General features: G+C 33.0%; 17 protein-coding genes and 1 riboswitch. Of the genes, 16 read left to right on the forward strand and 1 reads right to left on the reverse strand.

Annotated features, from left to right (window positions below):
* Positions 1–222: 222 nt before the first annotated feature.
* The 15 genes from chrA to ACNQGO_RS13460 all read left to right on the forward strand — a co-directional run bounded on the left by chrA (position 223) and on the right by ACNQGO_RS13460 (position 16,310).
* Positions 223–1,353 (forward strand): chromate efflux transporter, encoded by a 1,131-nt coding sequence (chrA, locus tag ACNQGO_RS13390; RefSeq protein ID WP_417985570.1) that lies wholly within the window; start codon positions 223–225, stop codon positions 1,351–1,353.
* An 80-nt stretch (positions 1,354–1,433) separates the two neighbouring features.
* Positions 1,434–2,663 carry an HD domain-containing protein gene (locus ACNQGO_RS13395; RefSeq protein WP_417985571.1) on the forward strand — a complete coding sequence of 410 codons (1,230 nt, stop codon included), beginning with the start codon at positions 1,434–1,436 and terminating at the stop codon, positions 2,661–2,663.
* Positions 2,664–2,702: 39 nt separating this feature from the next.
* Positions 2,703–3,746, forward strand: a complete 1,044-nt coding sequence (gene lpxD, locus ACNQGO_RS13400) for a UDP-3-O-(3-hydroxymyristoyl)glucosamine N-acyltransferase (RefSeq protein WP_417985572.1) — start codon at positions 2,703–2,705, stop codon at positions 3,744–3,746.
* The gene (locus ACNQGO_RS13405) at positions 3,739–5,127 is read left to right on the forward strand and encodes a bifunctional UDP-3-O-[3-hydroxymyristoyl] N-acetylglucosamine deacetylase/3-hydroxyacyl-ACP dehydratase (protein ID WP_417985600.1); all 1,389 of its coding nucleotides are present in this window, start codon (positions 3,739–3,741) and stop codon (positions 5,125–5,127) included. Before lpxD ends, ACNQGO_RS13405 begins: the two co-directional genes overlap by 8 nt.
* Positions 5,128–5,197: 70 nt before the next feature.
* Positions 5,198–5,983 carry an acyl-ACP--UDP-N-acetylglucosamine O-acyltransferase gene (gene lpxA, locus ACNQGO_RS13410; protein WP_309759912.1) on the forward strand — a complete coding sequence of 262 codons (786 nt, stop codon included), beginning with the start codon at positions 5,198–5,200 and terminating at the stop codon, positions 5,981–5,983.
* Between the two features lie 175 nt (positions 5,984–6,158).
* The gene (gene efp / locus ACNQGO_RS13415; RefSeq protein ID WP_417985573.1) at positions 6,159–6,725 is read left to right on the forward strand and encodes an elongation factor P; all 567 of its coding nucleotides are present in this window, start codon (positions 6,159–6,161) and stop codon (positions 6,723–6,725) included.
* 85 nt (positions 6,726–6,810) lie between these two features.
* Entirely contained in the window at positions 6,811–7,740 is a 930-nt protein-coding gene (locus tag ACNQGO_RS13420) for a UDP-3-O-(3-hydroxymyristoyl)glucosamine N-acyltransferase (RefSeq protein WP_417985574.1), read from the forward strand.
* Between the two features lies 1 nt (position 7,741).
* On the forward strand, positions 7,742–8,104 hold the full coding sequence (locus ACNQGO_RS13425) for a nuclear transport factor 2 family protein (RefSeq protein ID WP_417985575.1): 363 nt from the start codon (positions 7,742–7,744) through the stop codon (positions 8,102–8,104).
* A 94-nt stretch (positions 8,105–8,198) separates the two neighbouring features.
* Positions 8,199–9,071 carry a succinate--CoA ligase subunit alpha gene (gene sucD / locus ACNQGO_RS13430; RefSeq protein WP_309759920.1) on the forward strand — a complete coding sequence of 291 codons (873 nt, stop codon included), beginning with the start codon at positions 8,199–8,201 and terminating at the stop codon, positions 9,069–9,071.
* A 216-nt stretch (positions 9,072–9,287) separates the two neighbouring features.
* Positions 9,288–9,710, forward strand: a complete 423-nt coding sequence (locus tag ACNQGO_RS13435; RefSeq protein ID WP_417985576.1) for a hypothetical protein — start codon at positions 9,288–9,290, stop codon at positions 9,708–9,710.
* Between the two features lie 126 nt (positions 9,711–9,836).
* Positions 9,837–9,933: riboswitch (SAM-I-IV-variant riboswitch) on the forward strand.
* 54 nt (positions 9,934–9,987) lie between these two features.
* The gene (locus ACNQGO_RS13440; protein WP_417985577.1) at positions 9,988–11,310 is read left to right on the forward strand and encodes a Na+/H+ antiporter NhaC family protein; all 1,323 of its coding nucleotides are present in this window, start codon (positions 9,988–9,990) and stop codon (positions 11,308–11,310) included.
* A gap of 183 nt (positions 11,311–11,493) precedes the next feature.
* Entirely contained in the window at positions 11,494–12,240 is a 747-nt protein-coding gene (gene fabG / locus ACNQGO_RS13445) for a 3-oxoacyl-[acyl-carrier-protein] reductase (RefSeq protein ID WP_417943861.1), read from the forward strand.
* An 81-nt stretch (positions 12,241–12,321) separates the two neighbouring features.
* Complete coding sequence (locus ACNQGO_RS13450; protein WP_417985578.1) at positions 12,322–14,349, forward strand: hypothetical protein; 2,028 nt, start codon at positions 12,322–12,324, stop codon at positions 14,347–14,349.
* Positions 14,350–14,360: 11 nt separating this feature from the next.
* Complete coding sequence (locus ACNQGO_RS13455; protein ID WP_417985579.1) at positions 14,361–15,257, forward strand: LysR substrate-binding domain-containing protein; 897 nt, start codon at positions 14,361–14,363, stop codon at positions 15,255–15,257.
* 114 nt (positions 15,258–15,371) lie between these two features.
* Positions 15,372–16,310 carry a YeiH family protein gene (locus tag ACNQGO_RS13460; protein ID WP_417969730.1) on the forward strand — a complete coding sequence of 313 codons (939 nt, stop codon included), beginning with the start codon at positions 15,372–15,374 and terminating at the stop codon, positions 16,308–16,310.
* On the opposite strand, the gene ACNQGO_RS13465 is transcribed toward ACNQGO_RS13460, so the two are convergent.
* Positions 16,298–17,044, reverse strand: a complete 747-nt coding sequence (locus ACNQGO_RS13465; RefSeq protein ID WP_417969669.1) for a YoaK family protein — start codon at positions 17,042–17,044, stop codon at positions 16,298–16,300. The genes ACNQGO_RS13460 and ACNQGO_RS13465 overlap by 13 nt on opposite strands.
* 98 nt (positions 17,045–17,142) lie before the next feature.
* Between ACNQGO_RS13465 and ACNQGO_RS13470 the strand changes: the two genes are divergently transcribed.
* A complete protein-coding gene (locus ACNQGO_RS13470) occupies positions 17,143–18,141 on the forward strand; it encodes a zinc dependent phospholipase C family protein (RefSeq protein ID WP_417969671.1) in 999 nt (332 codons plus the stop codon).
* Positions 18,142–18,150 lie beyond the last annotated feature (9 nt).

Consider the following 18,150-nt stretch of genomic DNA (forward strand, 5'->3'; position numbering starts at 1 on the left):
TTGGCTTCTTAAAATAGCCAAAAGTTATCTCCGATTTTAACCAAGATAATAGAATATAAAACTAAAAACCTATCTTAAATCGTTGAGATTTCTGTCTGAAAAATGGGTACAGCATACAAGGAACTTTGATCAAGAAACTATTTATTATTTTTAACGCTGTAATTAATAGGTTATATGTAGTTGTTTGATGATTTTATAATAACTGAACCAAAATAAACTGGAATGAATGAAAAAAGTACTTTAAAAGAGCTTGCTGAATTATTTTTAAAACTAGGAATAATAGGTTTTGGTGGTCCTGCTGTACATATTGCGATGATGCAGAACGAAGTTGTTGTTAGGAAAAAATGGATGAGCGAACAGCATTTTTTAGATTTAGTGGGTGCTACTAATTTAATTCCGGGACCAAATAGTACTGAAATGGCGATTCATATTGGTCAGGAAAGAGCAGGATGGAAAGGATTAATTGTGGCTGGCATGTGTTTTATTTTGCCTGCGGTTTTAATAACTGGATGTTTTGCTTGGTTGTACAAAGAATACGGGCAACTTCCAGAAATTAAACCTCTTTTGTATGGCATTCAGCCCGCAATTATTGCTATAATAATCATGGCCATTTTACCGCTAGCTACGAAGTCCCTAAAAACAGTTGAATTAAAAATATTGGGATTGATCGCATTAATTTTGGCACTTTTAAATTTCAATCAAATTTATATTTTATTTGGTGCAGGTATTTTTGCTGTACTAACTGCAACTATTAGAAAAAATAATGTCTATAGTCTCACTTTTTTACCATTATTGTTATTTCAATTTTCTAAAACAACGGTTGCCACGGTTACCAATTTGAATTTGTTTTTGGTGTTTTTGAAGATTGGCGCCATACTATACGGAAGTGGTTATGTATTATTTGCATTCTTAGATGCAGAACTTGTTGCGAAAGGCTTATTATCTAGAGCTACTTTAATAGATGCGATTGCGGTAGGGCAGTTTACGCCAGGACCTGTTTTTTCATCGGTCACTTTTATTGGTTATCAATTAAACGGCGTTTTGGGAGCAATTGTGTCAACAATTGGAATATTTTTGCCTTCATTTTTATTTGTTGCCTTATTAAATCCGTTGGTAAAAAAAATGAGGAATTCAGTTCCGTTTTCTACATTTCTAGATGCAGTAAATGTAGCTTCGGTAGCGTTAATTATTGCGATCTGTTTTCAGATGAGTTACGCTGTAATAGCAGATTGGCGAACCATTTTAATTGCTATGATCAGTTTTACGGTGGCTTTTAATTATAAAAAAATAAACAGTGCTATTCTAGTATTGGGTGGTTCATTAATGGGCTATTTGTTAACTTTTATTGGATAGTAAATTAAGGCAATTTGGTACGTTTCTATTTTTGAAATGGAATTTACTTATATTTGTTGACCTTAAAAAAATAACGTATTGTGAGTCAAATTAATAAGCTTAAAATATTTAATGATCCAATTTACGGGTTTATTACCATTCCTAATGCATTAATCTACGATTTAATTCAGCATCCGTACTTTCAACGTTTGCGCAGAATTTCTCAAATGGGGTTGTCCTATTTAGTGTATCCAGGTGCCAATCATACTCGTTTTCATCACGCTTTAGGGTGCATGCATTTGATGCAAAAAGCAGTTGACGTATTGCGTTTTAAAGGAGTTTTATTGTCTATAGAAGAAGAAAACGCTTTATATATTGCTATTTTATTGCATGATATCGGGCATGGACCTTTTTCACATGCCATGGAAAAAAGCATTGTTGAAGATGTGCATCATGAAGAAATTTCATTGTTGTTTATGAACCAATTGAATGTTGAATTTGACGGAAAGTTAAGTTTAGCGATTCAGGTTTTTAAAGGAGAATACAACAGAAAATTCATGTTGCAGTTGATTTCAAGTCAATTGGATATGGATAGAATGGATTATTTGAAGCGGGATAGTTTTTACTCTGGTGTGGCTGAAGGTAATGTCAACTCGGAGCGACTGATTCAAATGATGAATGTGGTTGATGACTATCTGGTCATTGAAGAAAAAGGAATTTACTCCGTAGAAAAATTCTTAATGTCTCGACGCTTGATGTATTGGCAAGCCTATTTACACAAAACGAGTTTAGTGGCAGAGTTAATTTTGATGAAAATCCTAAAACGCGCCAAAGAATTAACATTAAAAGGAGTTCCACTTCCTTGCAGTGAACCTTTATTGTTTTTCTTGCAAAACAAAGTTACCATCGATACTTTTGATGCTGAAACTCTAGATTTATTTGCTCAATTAGATGATTTTGATATCATTGGAGCATTAAAATCATGGCAAAAACAGGATGATTTTATTTTGTCATCATTAAGTAAAATGATTGTCAATCGCGATTTATTAAAAATAAAGCTTACCAGTGAAAAAGTAGCAATAGAGGAATTACAGCCCTTGAAAGAGCGTTTCGCATTAGAAAATAATATTTCCTTACTAGAAACGAATTATTTTATATTTAAAGGAAAAATAAAAAATCAAGCCTACAGCAAAGAGGCGGAACCCATACGGATTTTGAAAAAAGACTGCACGATAGAAGATGTAATAGAATCCTCTGATCAGCTGAATTTAAAATCATTATCCAAATTGGTGACCAAGTATTACATCTGTTTCCCAAAACAACTGTTATAAAAACACCATTTAAAATCTATTTTTTATATTTTTGTCACAATGAAATTTACAGCAGAACAAATAGCAGGGATTTTAGAAGGTGAAGTTATTGGGAATCCCATGGCAGAAGTTTTTAGATTGTCAAAAATTGAAGAAGGTACAGATGGCTCACTTACTTTTTTATCAAACCCTAAATACTTAAATTATATTTATTCAACAAAAGCTTCGGTAACCATTGTAAATGAGACTTTTGAACCTGAATTGCCTTTGACGACTACTTTGATAAAAGTGCAAGATGCTTATACGGCATTTTCTAAATTATTGGAGTTTTACAATCAAGTAAAATTAAATAAAAGCGGAATAGAGCAACCTTCTTTTCTTTCGAAAAGTGCAAAATATGGAGATAATTTATACCTTGGGAGTTTTAGCTATGTAGGTAATAACGTTATCTTGGGTGACAATGTAAAAATATACCCTAATTGTTTTATTGGAGATAATGTAGTCATTGGCGAAAATGCATTGTTGTTTGCTGGAGCAAAAATTTACTCAGAGACTATAATAGGTAACAATTGCACGATTCATTCTGGGGCTATTATCGGTTCAGATGGCTTTGGTTTTGCACCAAATCCTGATGGAACGTACACTAAAATACCACAAATAGGAAATGTAATAATTGAAGATAATGTAGATATCGGTTCTTGTACGACAATTGATAGAGCAACAATGGGTTCTACAATTATCAGAAAAGGAGTAAAGCTCGACAACCAAATCCAGATTGCTCATAATGTCGAAATTGGAGAAAACACAGTTATTGCAGCTCAAACTGGAGTTGCAGGTTCAACAAAAATCGGTAAAAACGGCTTAATTGGTGGGCAAGTTGGAATTTCTGGACATTTAACCATCGGGAATAATGTTCGAATTCAGGCACAATCTGGTGTGGGACGAAATATAAAAGATAATGAAATAGTGCAGGGGAGCCCTACATTTGGATACAATGATTTTAGCAAATCATACGTTCATTTTAAGAATTTGCCTAAAATTGTTGCAGAAATAGAAGAATTAAAAAAACAAATATTAAACCAAAAAAATGGAAACAATGGTTAAACAAAAGACCATCAAAACAGAAATTTCGCTTACTGGGGTCGGATTGCATACAGGAAAAGAAGTAAAAATGACTTTTAAACCTGCTCCAGTAAATAATGGTTTTACTTTTGTTCGAGTTGATCTTGAAGGACAACCTATTATTGAAGCAGATGCTAATTATGTGGTTAATACGCAAAGAGGGACCAATCTAGAAAAACTAGGAGTGAAAATTCAAACTCCAGAACATGTTTTGGCAGCACTTATTGGTTGTGATTTAGATAATGTAATCATAGAATTGAATGCTTCTGAACTTCCTATTATGGATGGTTCATCCAAATATTTTGTTGAAGCTCTTGAAAAAGCTGAAATCGAAGAGCAAAATGCCAAAAGAAATATTTACGTGGTGAAAGAAGTTATTTCATTCACAGATGAAGCTTCAGGAAGTGAGATCTTAGTCATGCCAAACGATCATTATTCAGTAACTGCAATGGTAGATTTTGGTACTAAAATACTAGGTACGCAAAATGCAACGATGAAAAGTATTTCTGATTTTAAAACCGAAATATCAGAGTCTAGAACCTTTAGTTTTTTACATGAATTAGAATCATTATTAGAAAATGGTTTGATAAAAGGTGGTGATTTAAACAATGCTATAGTCTATGTAGACAAAGAGATTTCTGCTGCTACAATGGAGAGTTTAAAAGTAGCTTTTGGAAAAGATGAAATTACTGTAAAACCAAACGGTATTTTAGACAACCTTACGTTGCATTACCCAAACGAAGCTGCAAGACATAAATTATTAGACGTAGTAGGTGATTTAGCTTTAATTGGAACAAGAATTCAAGGAAAAGTAATTGCTAATAAACCAGGACATTTTGTAAATACACAGTTTGCAAAAAAAATGGCTAAAATCATCAAAATAGAACAACGAAACTATGTTCCTGTTTATGATTTGCATTTAGAGCCGTTGATGGATATTCATAAAATCATGGCTGTTCTTCCGCACAGACCTCCGTTTTTATTGATTGACAGAATCATCGAAATGTCAGAAAGTCATGTCGTTGGAATGAAAAATGTTACCATGAATGAGAATTTCTTTGTCGGACATTTTCCTGAAGCTCCAGTAATGCCAGGGGTCTTAATTGTAGAAGCAATGGCACAAACAGGTGGAATTCTTGTATTAAGTACAGTTCCAGATCCAGAAAATTATTTAACTTATTTTATGAAAATAGATAATGTTAAGTTCAAACATAAAGTTTTACCAGGAGATACTTTAATATTTAAGTGTGATTTAATTACACCAATAAGACGAGGAATTTGTCACATGCAAGCCAATGCTTACGCCAATGGAAAACTAGTTGCTGAGGCAGAATTAATGGCACAAATTGCAAAAAAACAATAATTTTTTTGTTGATTTGATTAATCGTTTATTCGGTTAATCGATGATACAGTTAAACGATTAAATAAATTATATGAATCAACCACTAGCCTATGTGCATCCAGGCGCCAAAATTGCTAAAAATGTTGTCATTGAGCCTTTTACAACTATTCATAACAATGTTATCATTGGTGATGGAACTTGGATTGGTTCAAATGTAACCATAATGGAAGGCGCAAGAATAGGAAAAAATTGTAATATATTCCCTGGTGCAGTTATTTCAGCCGTTCCTCAGGATTTAAAATTTGGTGGAGAAGATTCTTTAGCAATAATTGGTGACAATTGTACAATACGTGAGTGCGTGACCATCAATAGGGGAACAATTGCCTCTGGCCAAACAACTTTGGGTAAAAATTGCTTGGTAATGGCAACCGCACATATTGCTCACGATTGCCACATTGGTGATAATGCAATAATTGTGAATGGAGTAGCGCTCGCAGGACATGTTACTGTGGGTAAATATGCAGTTATTGGGGGTTTAGCAGCCATTCATCAATTTATTCATATTGGCGATCACGCGATGATTTCTGGTGGATCTTTGGTACGAAAAGATGTTCCGCCATTTACAAAAGCAGCAAAAGAACCATTGTCCTATGTTGGAATAAATTCTGTTGGTTTAAGAAGACGCGGTTTCACAACTGAAAAAATTAGAGAGATTCAGGATATCTATAGAATATTATATCAAAAAAATTACAATACCACTCAAGCTTTAGGAATCATCGAAGCTGAAATGGAAGCGACACCCGAAAGAGATGAAATCATCGATTTTATTAGAAATTCATCGCGTGGAGTGATGAAAGGATATTCTGGGAACTATTAATCCCCACCCCAGCCCTCCCCGAAGGGAGTGTAAACGTGACTATATTGTAAAAAAATATAATGTAGTATAAAATGTTAAATATAATAATAATAAAAATAAATAAATAACTAATTTCCAGTCTTAGCTCACTCCCCTTCAGGGAGGACCGGAGTGGAGAAAATAAACAAACATCATAATGGCATCTACATCAGATATTAAAAACGGATTGTGTATTAAATACAACAACGATATTTACAAAATCATTGAATTTCTTCACGTTAAACCAGGGAAAGGTCCTGCTTTTGTTAGAACAAAACTTAGAAGTTTGACTAACGGAAAAGTATTGGACAACACTTTTTCTGCAGGGCATAAAATCGAAGAAGTTAGAGTAGAAAATCATAAATTTCAGTTTTTATATCCAGAAGGGAATGAGTTTCATTTTATGAATACCGAGACTTTCGAACAAATAACTTTGAACAAAAACATCTTGGATTCACCAGATTTATTGAAAGAAGGAGAAAATGTAATGGTCAGTATCAATACAGAGACTGATTTACCGCTTTCTGTAGATATGCCAGCATCTGTTATTCTTGAAGTGACTTATGCAGAGCCTGGTGTCAAAGGGAATACAGCTACAAATGCAACTAAATCGGCAACTGTTGAAACTGGAGCAACTGTAAATGTGCCTTTGTTTATTAACGAAGGTGATAAAATTAAAATTGATACTGCATCAGGTTCCTACATGGAGCGTGTTAAGGAGTAAATTATTTGATAAATAGAAAATGTGTTAATTTAAATCATTATCACATTTTTTATTTTATACATTTCTTATTTTTCTAGTTATATTTATGAAATTCCCAAAAGCGTATACTTTAAAACAAATTGCTACTATTATCAACTGTGAATATGTTGGTGATACTGATTTTCCTATTACGGGAATGAATGAGATTCATGTCGTAGAAACTGGAGATATTGTTTTTGTTGATCATCCCAAGTATTATGACAAAGCATTAAACTCAGCGGCAACTATTGTTTTAATCAACAAAAATGTAGCTTGTCCCGAAGGGAAAGCATTGTTGATTTCTGAAGATCCTTTTAGAGATTTTAATAAATTGACAAATTATTTCAAGCCATTTCAATTCTCGAATGTTTCAATAGCTACTTCAGCTTCAATAGGCGAAGGAACTGTAATACAGCCAAATACATTTATTGGAAATCATGTGATGATTGGTAAAAATTGTTTGATTCATTCCAATGTTTCCATTTATGATCATACCATTATTGGTGATAATGTGATCATTCATGCTGGAACAATTTTAGGTGCTGATGCCTTTTATTACAAAAAACGCGCTGAAGGATATGACCAATTACTTTCTGGTGGAAGAGTTGTTATAAAAGATAATGTGGGAATAGGAGCCCTTTGTACAATTGACAAAGGTGTAACCGGTGATACAACGATTGGTGAGGGTACCAAAATTGATAATCAAGTACATGTAGGTCACGATACAGTTATTGGAAAAAAATGTTTGATAGCTTCACAAACAGGAATCGCAGGTTGTGTCATTATTGAAGACGAAGTAACCATTTGGGGACAAGTAGGAACCACAAGTGGGATAAAGATAGGAGCAAAGGCAGTTATTCTTGGTCAAACGGGAGTTACAAAATCAGTAGAGGGTGGAAAGTCTTATTTTGGAACTCCAATTGAAGAATCGAGAGAAAAACTGAAACAACTAGCTAATATTAAGAAAATACCAGAAATTTTAAACAAATTAAAGTAATATGTCTGCTAAAGAAATCGTTCAGAAATTTTACAAATCAGATGCTCTAATTGATAGTGAAATCATTAAGGATTTTTTGCATCCTGAAGTAGTCGTGGACTGGAATAGTAGTAAAGGATTGATTCAATTGAATTATGATTCTTTATTAAATCTTTCCAATGATTTAAGCAAAGCGTACGTGCGTTCCAAAGTTAGAATAAGTCATATTGTTAGTGAAAATGATCGTATTTCGGTACGATATTCTCATTTTGTAAAAACGATTGAGAATCCGCGAGAAGAAATGTTATTGGCTCACTTTATGGTGATTTGGGAAATAAAAGACAACAAACTATTTCGAGGGTATCAAATGAGTCAATTATCCTAATTTAGTATTAAAAAACTGAATACTGAATACGGATTACTGATTACTATTTTATACTTTTGCAAAACAATTTTAAAAACTACCTAAAAAATATATCATGAGTGTTTTAGTTAATAAAGATTCCAAAATAATTGTTCAAGGTTTTACAGGAAGCGAAGGAACTTTCCATGCTTCTCAAATGATTGAGTACGGAACTAACGTTGTTGGTGGTGTAACTCCAGGAAAAGGGGGGACTACTCACTTAGATAGACCCGTTTTTAATACTGTAAAAGATGCTGTAGAACAAGCAGGAGCTGATACAACTATCATTTTTGTTCCACCTGCTTTTGCTGCGGATGCCATTATGGAAGCTGCAGATGCTGGAATTAAAGTAATTATTGCAATTACTGAAGGAATTCCTGTTGCTGACATGATAAAAGCAAATAGTTATGTTAAAGAAAGAAATGCACGTTTAATAGGTCCAAACTGTCCGGGAATCATTACTCCAGGTGAAGCGAAAGTTGGTATCATGCCAGGTTTTGTTTTCAAAAAAGGAACTGTAGGGATTGTTTCTAAATCAGGAACATTAACGTACGAAGCAGCTGACCAAGTGGTGAAACAAGGATTAGGAATCACTACAGCAATTGGAATTGGTGGAGACCCAATTATTGGAACAACAACAAAAGAGGCTGTTGAATTGTTGATGAATGATCCAGAAACGGAATGTATTGTAATGATAGGTGAAATAGGCGGACAATTAGAAGCTGATGCTGCTCATTGGATTAAAGCGGATGGAAACCGTAAGCCAGTTGTAGGTTTCATCGCCGGAGTTACTGCTCCTCCAGGGCGTACCATGGGGCATGCAGGTGCAATCGTTGGTGGATCTGACGACACAGCCGAAGCTAAAAAAGAAATCATGAGAGCTTGTGGGATTCACGTAGTGGATTCTCCAGCTGAAATTGGTAAAAAAGTAAAAGAAGTTTTAGGATAATCTAAGCTTTTTCTAAATAGTATTAAAGCCTCACAATTTGTGAGGCTTTTTTATGATAAATAGAATTAAAAAAAATACCTTTGCACTTTATTAAATACAGCTGTTTTTTTAGTTGTGATCCTAATAAAACAAATACAAACGAATGGTTTCTAATGAACCTCACGATTTTGTGGGGTATTTTTTTGTGGCAGCCAATTCAAATAAAAATAAAATAATATGTACAAAGAGTTAAAAAAATTCAAAGTTACCAATCAGTTTTCATTTACTGCAGAAGATAGTTTATCAGAAGTTTGCAACGCATCAGAAGGTTCTGGAGTATTTTTAGTGTATTCAGTAGGTGATGAAAAAGAGCTAATTATGGTTGGTTCTACTGGAACTGTTCAAAATAATGGAACTTTGAAAATTAAAAATGGTGGACTGAGGGATAAAATCGTAGAAGGACACCAATTTGCGAAAACGGGAAGAAAATATTCTTGGCCAGCACAAATGAAAATAGAGGATATTAGTACCCTTGAAGTAGTTTGGTATGAGACATTCAATGATAAAACTAAAGTAATCCCAACATTTGCAGAAGGACAAGTTTTACAAAACTTCCTTGATGAAAATGGAAGATTACCAAGGTGGAATGTAGCTTTCTAAGTAGTTAGTTACTGTTTTTCAATATTTTATATATTAACGCTATCAGTTTTGGTAGCGTTTTTTTTTAGTTATTCTTATTTTTAATATATTTATTTGATTTATTCGTAAATAATTAATTACTTTTGCACCCGTTATCACGAATCCTTCAATTGGATAGCAACCTGCAACAACAAGCAAGGTGCTAAAACGATAAGCCATATCTTTTGGAAAAAATGTTGTTTACATTACCATCTACAGGTTTGTTTTTCGTCATAACACTTAATTTAAAATTATTTTTATGACAAAATTTACTAAAGAATCTGGGAATCCTTTTGCATTGATTCCGCTATTTGTTTTTATTTTTACGTTTTTAGGAGCTGGAATCATTTTGAATGATTTTTATGCTTTTCCTTCGCCCGTAGCAGTTCTAATTGGAATAATAGCTGCATTTTTATTGTATAAATCATCTACAAACGAGAAAATTGATACTCTAATTGCTGGTTGTGGTGATAGTAAAATCATAACTATGTGTTTGATTTATTTATTAGTTGGTTCGTTTGCAGTGGTAAGCAAAGCAATGGGCGGTGTTGATGCGGTAGTGAACCTTGGCATCAATACAATCGATGTTGCTTACTTTCCGTTGGGGATTTTCTTGATCGCTTCCTTTTTATCTACTGCTACGGGAACATCAGTTGGAGCCATTGTTGCTATTGGACCTATCGCAGTTTCGCTTGCAGATAAAAGCGGAGCCTCTTTGCCCTTAATTTCAGGAGCTTTATTAGGCGGGTCTATGCTAGGGGATAATTTATCGATGATTTCAGATACGACGATTGCAGCCACACAATCGCTGGGATGTGATTTGAAAGATAAATTTAAGATCAATTTGTTTATTGCTTTTCCAGCGGCACTATTAACTATTTTAGTATTTTTCTATTTAGGATTAAATTCTGATATTGTTGCTGTAGCTATTGCAAGAACTGATTTTTCATGGATTGCAATTGTGCCCTATATTGTTGTAATCGTTCTAGCGGTGGTGGGTATCAACGTTTTTTATACTTTAATTATAGGAACACTTTTAGCAGGGATAATTGGTTATCTGGGCGGTTTATTTACTATAATGGAATTTACTCAAAAGTGTTATGAGGGATTTACAAGCATGACTGATATTTTTTTACTTTCTATGCTTACAGGTGGTTTAGCCGCATTAGTAGAAAAGGCGGGAGGAATCACGTATTTACTGGTACAAATTAAAAAATTAATCAAAAGTAAAAAATCAGCTCAACTAGGAATTGGTACCTTAGTGGGTTTTGCTAATTTAGCTATTGCTAATAATACGGTTTCTATTGTAATCACAGGACCAATTGCCAAAGAAATTAATGATGAATATGACCTTAACCCAAGAAAAACAGCCACAATTTTAGATATTTTTTCTTGCGTTATACAAGGCGTTCTACCTTATGGAGCGCAAGTATTACTGATATTAAGTTACGCTAATGGTAAATTGAATTTCTTTGACTTGATTGGTAATGCTTGGTATCATTTGTTTTTGTTTGTTTTTACCCTGATTGCCATTTACAGTTCGTTTTGGGATAAGCTAGTAGGGCGTTATTTTCATGTATAAAGTTATTTTATGACGCTTAATGAAAGTGAAATTTTTTTTAAAAAAGGAAATAGTATATATTTGGCAAGTCGCTTATAGCCCTGATAGCAATGAAAATCCTTTTCTATTTTTTCTTTAAAAATAGAAAAGATTGTAATGGATAGCAGGAATAGCTTCAAATAAAAAATAAACTAATTTTTGAATATGAAATTACTAGAAGGAAAGGTTGCCATTATTACTGGTGCAAGTCGTGGAATAGGAAAAGGAATTGCAGAAGTTTTTGCTCAACATGGTGCAAATGTTGCTTTTACATACAGTTCATCAGTAGAATCTGCGGAAGCTTTAGAAAAAGAATTGAATGCTTTAGGTATTAAAGCTAAAGGATATCAATCTAATGCTGCTGATTTTAATGAAGCACAAACTTTTGTAGATGCCGTTTTAGCTGAATTTGGAACTGTTGATATACTTATCAATAACGCCGGAATTACTAAAGATAACTTGTTGATGCGCATGTCTGAAGAAGATTTTGACAACGTCATGGATGTAAATCTAAAGTCGGTTTTTAATATGACTAAAGCCATTCAGCGTACGTTTTTAAAGCAACGTTCGGGTTCTATCATCAATATGAGTTCTGTTGTAGGAGTAAAAGGAAATGCTGGACAAACGAATTATGCTGCTTCAAAAGCGGGCGTTATTGGTTTTTCTAAATCTGTAGCTTTAGAATTAGGATCTCGTAATATTCGTTGTAATGTAATTGCGCCAGGATTTATAGAAACGGAAATGACAGCAAAATTAAACGAAGATGTGGTAAAAGGATGGAGAGAGGGAATTCCATTAAAACGTGGTGGAACCACTGAAGATGTGGCTAATGCTTGTTTGTTTTTTGCATCGGATATGAGTGCGTATGTAACCGGACAAGTGATGAATGTGTGTGGTGGAATGCTTACTTAAAATAATTATAAATTATAAATGATGAATTTTAAATGATGAATAATTTAAAATTTATAATTCATCATTTAAAATAAAATAAGAATGACAACAAACACTTTACTATTATTATTTATTTCTGTATTAATAGCAGGCGGTTTGTCGTATTTTCAATACATTTACAAGGCCAAAAACAAATCGAAAGTCGGTTGGTTTTTGGCTTTTTTACGTTTTTTATCCATTTTTGGCATTTTATTGTTGTTAATAAATCCAATACTGACCAAAAACACACTAGAAACTGTAAAAACACCTTTGCCTATAATTGTAGACAATTCAAGTTCTATTGCGTTTCTCAAAGCCAATGAAAATGTACTGGAATTACATAAAAAAATAAAATCAAATTCAGATTTACAAGATAAATTTGACGTGCAAACGTATCAATTCTCTGATGATTTTGAACCCGCAGAAAAATTTAATTTTAAAGGAACTCAAACTAATATAGATGTTGTTGCCAAAAATTTAAAAAGTATCTATAAGAACACAAACTATCCAACAGTTTTAATTTCAGATGGGAATCAAACTTCGGGAAATGATTATGTATACAGTTTTGATGCAATAAATAAAGTATATCCTGTAATTGTAGGCGATACAACAACTTTTTTTGATTTAAAAATAAATCAGCTGAACGTAAACAAATACGCTTTTTACAAGAATAAATTTCCGGTAGAAGCCTTTTTACACTATTCGGGAACTAAAAACACAACGGCTGATTTTATAATATCTCAGGGGAATTCGGTTTTAAGTAAACAATCAATTACCTTTTCACCATCAAAAAAAACGGCAACTGTACAGGTAGTTTTACCGGCTGATAAAATAGGAGTACAGGTTTTTAAAGCTACTATTTCATCCAAGGTAAAAGAAAAAAACACCTATAACAATACCAAAAATTTCGCTGTTGAAGTACTAGACCAAAAGACAAATATTGCTATTATATCTACTATAAATCATCCTGATTTAGGAGCACTAAAAAGAGCTATTGAATCTAATGTACAGCGTAAAGTAACTATTTTTAAACCAAATGAAATCAAATCATTACAAGATTATAATGTTTTAATTTTATACCAGCCAACAACTGAATTTAAAACTATTTTTGATACCAATAAAAGTGCTGGAATTAATACATTTATTATTACTGGAAACAATACTGATTTTAATTTTTTGAACCAACAGCAAAATGATTTAAGCTTTAAAATGAGTGGCCAAAAAGAAGATTATTTGTCTGTATTTAATGGACAGTTTAATTTGTTTGCAATTGATAATATTGGGTTTGAAAATTTACCCCCTTTACAAAATGCTTTTGGAACGATTACAACAAAAGGTTCTGTTTCAATGTTGCTTTCGTCTAAAATTAGAAATATCGATACGAATACGCCATTATTGGCTTTTGCAGAAAATCAAGCCAAGCGAAATGCGTATCTTTTAGGAGAAAACAGTTGGAAATGGAGATTGCAAACTCACATAAATAATCAATCTTTTGAAAAATATGATGCTTTCATAGATAAGATTATTCAGTTTCTAGCTTCGAATACTACTAAAAAATCGCTAGTGGTAGAACACGAAAGCTTTTACAATTCAGGGGAAGCTATTGAAATTACAGCGCAATATTTTAATAAAAATTATGAGTTTGATGAAAAGGCCCGTTTGACTATTGCTGTAACCAATACTAAAACCAAGCAAACCAAAAATTACGATTTATTAAAAGGAAATAATGCTTATAAAGTTAATCTAGAAGGACTTAAAGCAGGTTCCTATGCGTTTACAGTAAAAGAATTAAATTCGAAAACTACTTATTCCAGTAGTTTTGAAATCCTAGCTTTTGATATCGAAAAGCAATTCGTTAATCCAGATGTAGAGAAATTGACTCAATTAGCTGCGCAAACACAAGGAAAAATTTATTTTCCAAATCAGGTTGATGCGCTAATAAAATCACTTTTAGAAAATGAGGATTACAAAGCTATTCAGAAGAATGTAATAACTAAAACGCCTTTGATTGATTGGATTTGGTTATTGATTCTAATTTTGATCGTTCTGGCAACCGAATGGTTTGTTCGAAAATACAACGGTTTACTTTAATAAAATACAAAATGGACTTTAGACTAAAAGTATTTTATACCGTTGCCAATCGATTGAGCTTTACAAAGGCGTCTAACGAATTATTTATAACGCAGCCCGCAGTTTCAAGGCACATTCAGGAATTAGAAGAATACTATAAAATCAAGTTGTTTAATAGAAACGGTTCTAAAATTACATTGACACTTGCTGGTGACGTATTGTTGAAACACACCAAAAATATTTTTGAAGTCTATCGTGACATCGATTTTGATATGAATACCTTAATCAGTCAACGTTCTGGTTTGTTGCGAGTAGGTGCTAGTACGACAATATCTCAGTATATAATTCCGCCACTTTTAGCCCGTTTTCATCAAAAACTGCAAGACATAAAAGTGAGTTTACTAAATGGAAATACGGAACAAATTGAAAACGCTTTAGTACAGCAAGAAATTGAAATAGGAATTGTCGAAGGACAATCTAAAAATATATCTATTAAATATACCGAATTTTTAAAAGACGAATTAGTTTTAGTATGTAAGAGTTCCAACCCTTTAGTAAATCTAAACGAGATTACCCAAGAAGCGCTTAAAAAGATGCGTTTTTTAATGCGAGAACAAGGCTCTGGAACACTTGAAGTTATTGAATTTGCATTAAAACCATTTAATATTAAAGTATCTGAACTACAGATTGAAATGCAATTAGGCAGCACCGAAAGTATAAAATCCTATTTAATGAACTCTGATTGTGTGGCTTTTATATCGATTCATGCCATACAAAAAGAACTTCAAAACAATGAATTGGCAATATTAGATATTACAGATTTGACAATCGAACGTTTTTTCTATATCATAACTTTGCAAGGAAAAAGAGATTCATTGTCAGATTTGTTTATCCAAAACATTTCTAATTATTATAACTTAAAGTTATAACGGATTATAATTTACGATTGGCTTAAATAGATTTATCTGATGAACTTTGTTCGGTACTAATTCAACAACGTTACATTGGAAAAGCATCAAAAAGCAATTCAAGAAGAATCTTTTATTTTTTTTAGAGTAAACACCAAATTACAGCAATTCATTTTTGGTGTTTTGCTTTTTTTATGTGCATCCTCTTTTGTGACTCCACCCATTGCTTTAGTTTTAGGTTTGCTTGTTGCTAATCTTTTTGGGCATCCTTATATGCATCTCAATCATAAGGCAACGAATGTTTTATTGCAAATATCAGTTGTTGGATTGGGTTTTGGAATGAATGTAAATAGTGCTTTAGCTGCTGGAAAGGATGGTTTTTTATTTACAATTGTTTCTATTTTGAGTACTTTAATTTTAGGAACTTTTATTGGCAAATGGTTGAACATTGAAAAGAAAACTTCTCACTTGATTTCTTGTGGAACTGCCATTTGTGGGGGAAGTGCAATCGCAGCTATTGCTCCGGTAATCAAATCGAATGAAAAACAAACCTCTGTAGCTTTAGGAGTTATATTTATTCTGAATTCGGTAGCGCTGTTTTTATTTCCGGCAGTGGGTAATTATTTGGATTTATCTCAAAGAGAGTTCGGACTATGGTGTGCCATTGCTATTCATGACACGAGTTCTGTGGTTGGAGCAGCGAGTAAATTTGGCACCGAAGCCCTGCAAATAGCAACAACCGTAAAATTAGCCCGTGCCTTATGGATTATTCCTATAGCATTGATTACGGCATTTATTTTTAAGAATAAATCTGGGAAGCTAAAAATTCCATACTTTATTGGATGGTTTATTTTGGCGATGATTGCCAATACTTATTGGCCAGAAATGGAGATTTTAGGCCCACATTTGGTTTCGGCTTCTAAGATAGGTTTAACAATAACTTTGTTTCTGATCGGTGCTGGACTAAATAGAAATGTCTTGAAATCAGTAGGATTTAAAACGCTTGCACAGGGTGTTTTGCTTTGGACATTCATTGCAATTGCAACTTTGATTTCGATTATTTATTTAAAATAGTCTTTTTGACGAAAGGTTTTTCGTTTGATCACATAAAATTGCACTCGGATATAATCATACAAAAGGGCAAACAACAAAAAGGTTGCAGCTACAAAAAGTGTTTTCATTTTTAGTACATTAAAAAGAAAACCACCCGAAATACAACCAATAAAAAAGAAAATAATAATCGATAATCGGAGGTAAATACTGGTTTTTAGTTTTTTGTTTTCTTCGGGTTTTTTATAAAAGAACAATTGCGACAGTTCTATTCCTAAATCAGTAAAAAGCCCTGTTAAATGGGTTGTACGGACGGTAGATTGAGAAATTTTTGTTACCAAAGAGTTTTGTATTCCCATAGCAAAAAGCATCGCAAAAGCAATCCATTTCCCCTCTGAACTAGACAATGATGATTGTACTCCGAAAATCCCAACCCCAATTAAAACAATCATTTCTAGTGCAATAGGAATCACATGAGATAAATTAGGATGTTTTCTCGAAATTAATTCTGCCAAAAAATTAGATGTAAAAGCACCAAACAAAAAGAAGACAGTGAATACAAAAAAGGGTATTGCGGCTGCATAATCTCGCTTCATGATTTCTTCGGCAAAATAGGCAAAATGTCCAGTAATATTTGTTGTTAATGTTTGTACCGATAAAACTCCCGTAACATTTACAATACCAGCAACAAAAGATAATAAAGTGGCTAAGCGAAGATTGTGAATAAAAGTTCTGTTTTTTCCTTGATGTCTAAACATATTTATAAGTTTTCATTTTTAATTAACAGAATCTTAAAGCTAAATTTTTCGTATCACGATTTAATGAAATATATTTGTGGCTCAAAAAAATAAATTTAATGAAAAATTTTAGAGTTAAGCCTACATTTATTGCATTATCTGCAATTTGCATTACCTTTTTTCTTGTTTCTTGGGGGATAATAGGACATGAACGTATCAACAGAGCAGCTGTTATGGCATTGCCAAAACCTTTGCAGACTTTTTTTTACAATCACATCGATTTCATCACGCAAGAATCTACCGTTCCTGATTTGAGAAGAAATGTAATCAATGATAAAGCGGAACCACCACGTCATTATTTTGACATGGAAAATTATGGTGCAGTAGAAACTTTTCCTAAAACAATGGAAGAAGCTAAAGCAAAATATGACGAAAAGTTTTTAACTAAAAATGGAATCTTGCCTTGGCACATTCAAGATTTGATGGCGAAATTAACTAAAGCTTTCAAAGACAAAAGAAAAAACGAAATACTATTTATTGCGGGTGATTTAGGTCATTATATTGCAGATGGTCACATGCCTTTGCATACTTCTGACAATCATGATGGTCAAAACACCAATCAAAAAGGAATTCACTCTTTGTGGGAAAGTCGTTTGCCAGAGTTGTTTGCAAAGGATTATAAATTCAACGTTCCACAAGGTGTTTATTTAGAAAATGTGGAGAAAGCTACTTGGGATTTAATTTTTGATACACACAGCTTAGTAGAGCCATTACTTGCAATTGATAAAAAATTAAGAACCGCTACACCTGAAAACAAAATATTTGTTACTGATGCCGCTGGTGAAATTGTGAAAAATAAATATGGAGGAACCCTTTATTCCGATGAATATGCTAAACAATTGCATGCAGATATGAACGGAATGGTTGAAAAGCAAATGCGAAAAGCCATAACTGTTACCGCAAGTTTTTGGTACACGGCTTGGGTAAATGCTGGTAAACCTGATTTGAGTGGTTTAGATACTCCTGAATTGACTAAAAGAAATAGCAAATTGCTAAAAAAAGACATGAAAACTTATTCTAAAGGAAATCTTTTTGGACTAACAAGCGATAAAGAATAAAGCTAAATT

The organism is Flavobacterium frigidum (assembly GCF_048286735.1).
Taxonomy (GTDB): domain Bacteria; phylum Bacteroidota; class Bacteroidia; order Flavobacteriales; family Flavobacteriaceae; genus Flavobacterium.

Excerpts from the sequence above, each read along its gene's own strand:
- ACNQGO_RS13425 (WP_417985575.1), top strand. The coding sequence starts at position 7,742 with ATGTCTGCTAAAGAAATCGTTCAGAAATTTTACAAATCAGATGCTCTA.
- lpxD (WP_417985572.1), top strand. The coding sequence starts at position 2,703 with ATGAAATTTACAGCAGAACAAATAGCAGGGATTTTAGAAGGTGAAGTT.
- ACNQGO_RS13405 (WP_417985600.1), top strand. The coding sequence starts at position 3,739 with ATGGTTAAACAAAAGACCATCAAAACAGAAATTTCGCTTACTGGGGTC.
- lpxA (WP_309759912.1), top strand. The coding sequence starts at position 5,198 with ATGAATCAACCACTAGCCTATGTGCATCCAGGCGCCAAAATTGCTAAA.
- ACNQGO_RS13465 (WP_417969669.1), bottom strand. The coding sequence starts at position 17,044 with ATGTTTAGACATCAAGGAAAAAACAGAACTTTTATTCACAATCTTCGC.
- sucD (WP_309759920.1), top strand. The coding sequence starts at position 8,199 with ATGAGTGTTTTAGTTAATAAAGATTCCAAAATAATTGTTCAAGGTTTT.
- ACNQGO_RS13435 (WP_417985576.1), top strand. The coding sequence starts at position 9,288 with ATGTACAAAGAGTTAAAAAAATTCAAAGTTACCAATCAGTTTTCATTT.
- ACNQGO_RS13450 (WP_417985578.1), top strand. The coding sequence starts at position 12,322 with ATGACAACAAACACTTTACTATTATTATTTATTTCTGTATTAATAGCA.
- chrA (WP_417985570.1), top strand. The coding sequence starts at position 223 with ATGAATGAAAAAAGTACTTTAAAAGAGCTTGCTGAATTATTTTTAAAA.
- ACNQGO_RS13420 (WP_417985574.1), top strand. The coding sequence starts at position 6,811 with ATGAAATTCCCAAAAGCGTATACTTTAAAACAAATTGCTACTATTATC.
- efp (WP_417985573.1), top strand. The coding sequence starts at position 6,159 with ATGGCATCTACATCAGATATTAAAAACGGATTGTGTATTAAATACAAC.
- ACNQGO_RS13455 (WP_417985579.1), top strand. The coding sequence starts at position 14,361 with ATGGACTTTAGACTAAAAGTATTTTATACCGTTGCCAATCGATTGAGC.
- fabG (WP_417943861.1), top strand. The coding sequence starts at position 11,494 with ATGAAATTACTAGAAGGAAAGGTTGCCATTATTACTGGTGCAAGTCGT.
- ACNQGO_RS13440 (WP_417985577.1), top strand. The coding sequence starts at position 9,988 with ATGACAAAATTTACTAAAGAATCTGGGAATCCTTTTGCATTGATTCCG.
- ACNQGO_RS13470 (WP_417969671.1), top strand. The coding sequence starts at position 17,143 with ATGAAAAATTTTAGAGTTAAGCCTACATTTATTGCATTATCTGCAATT.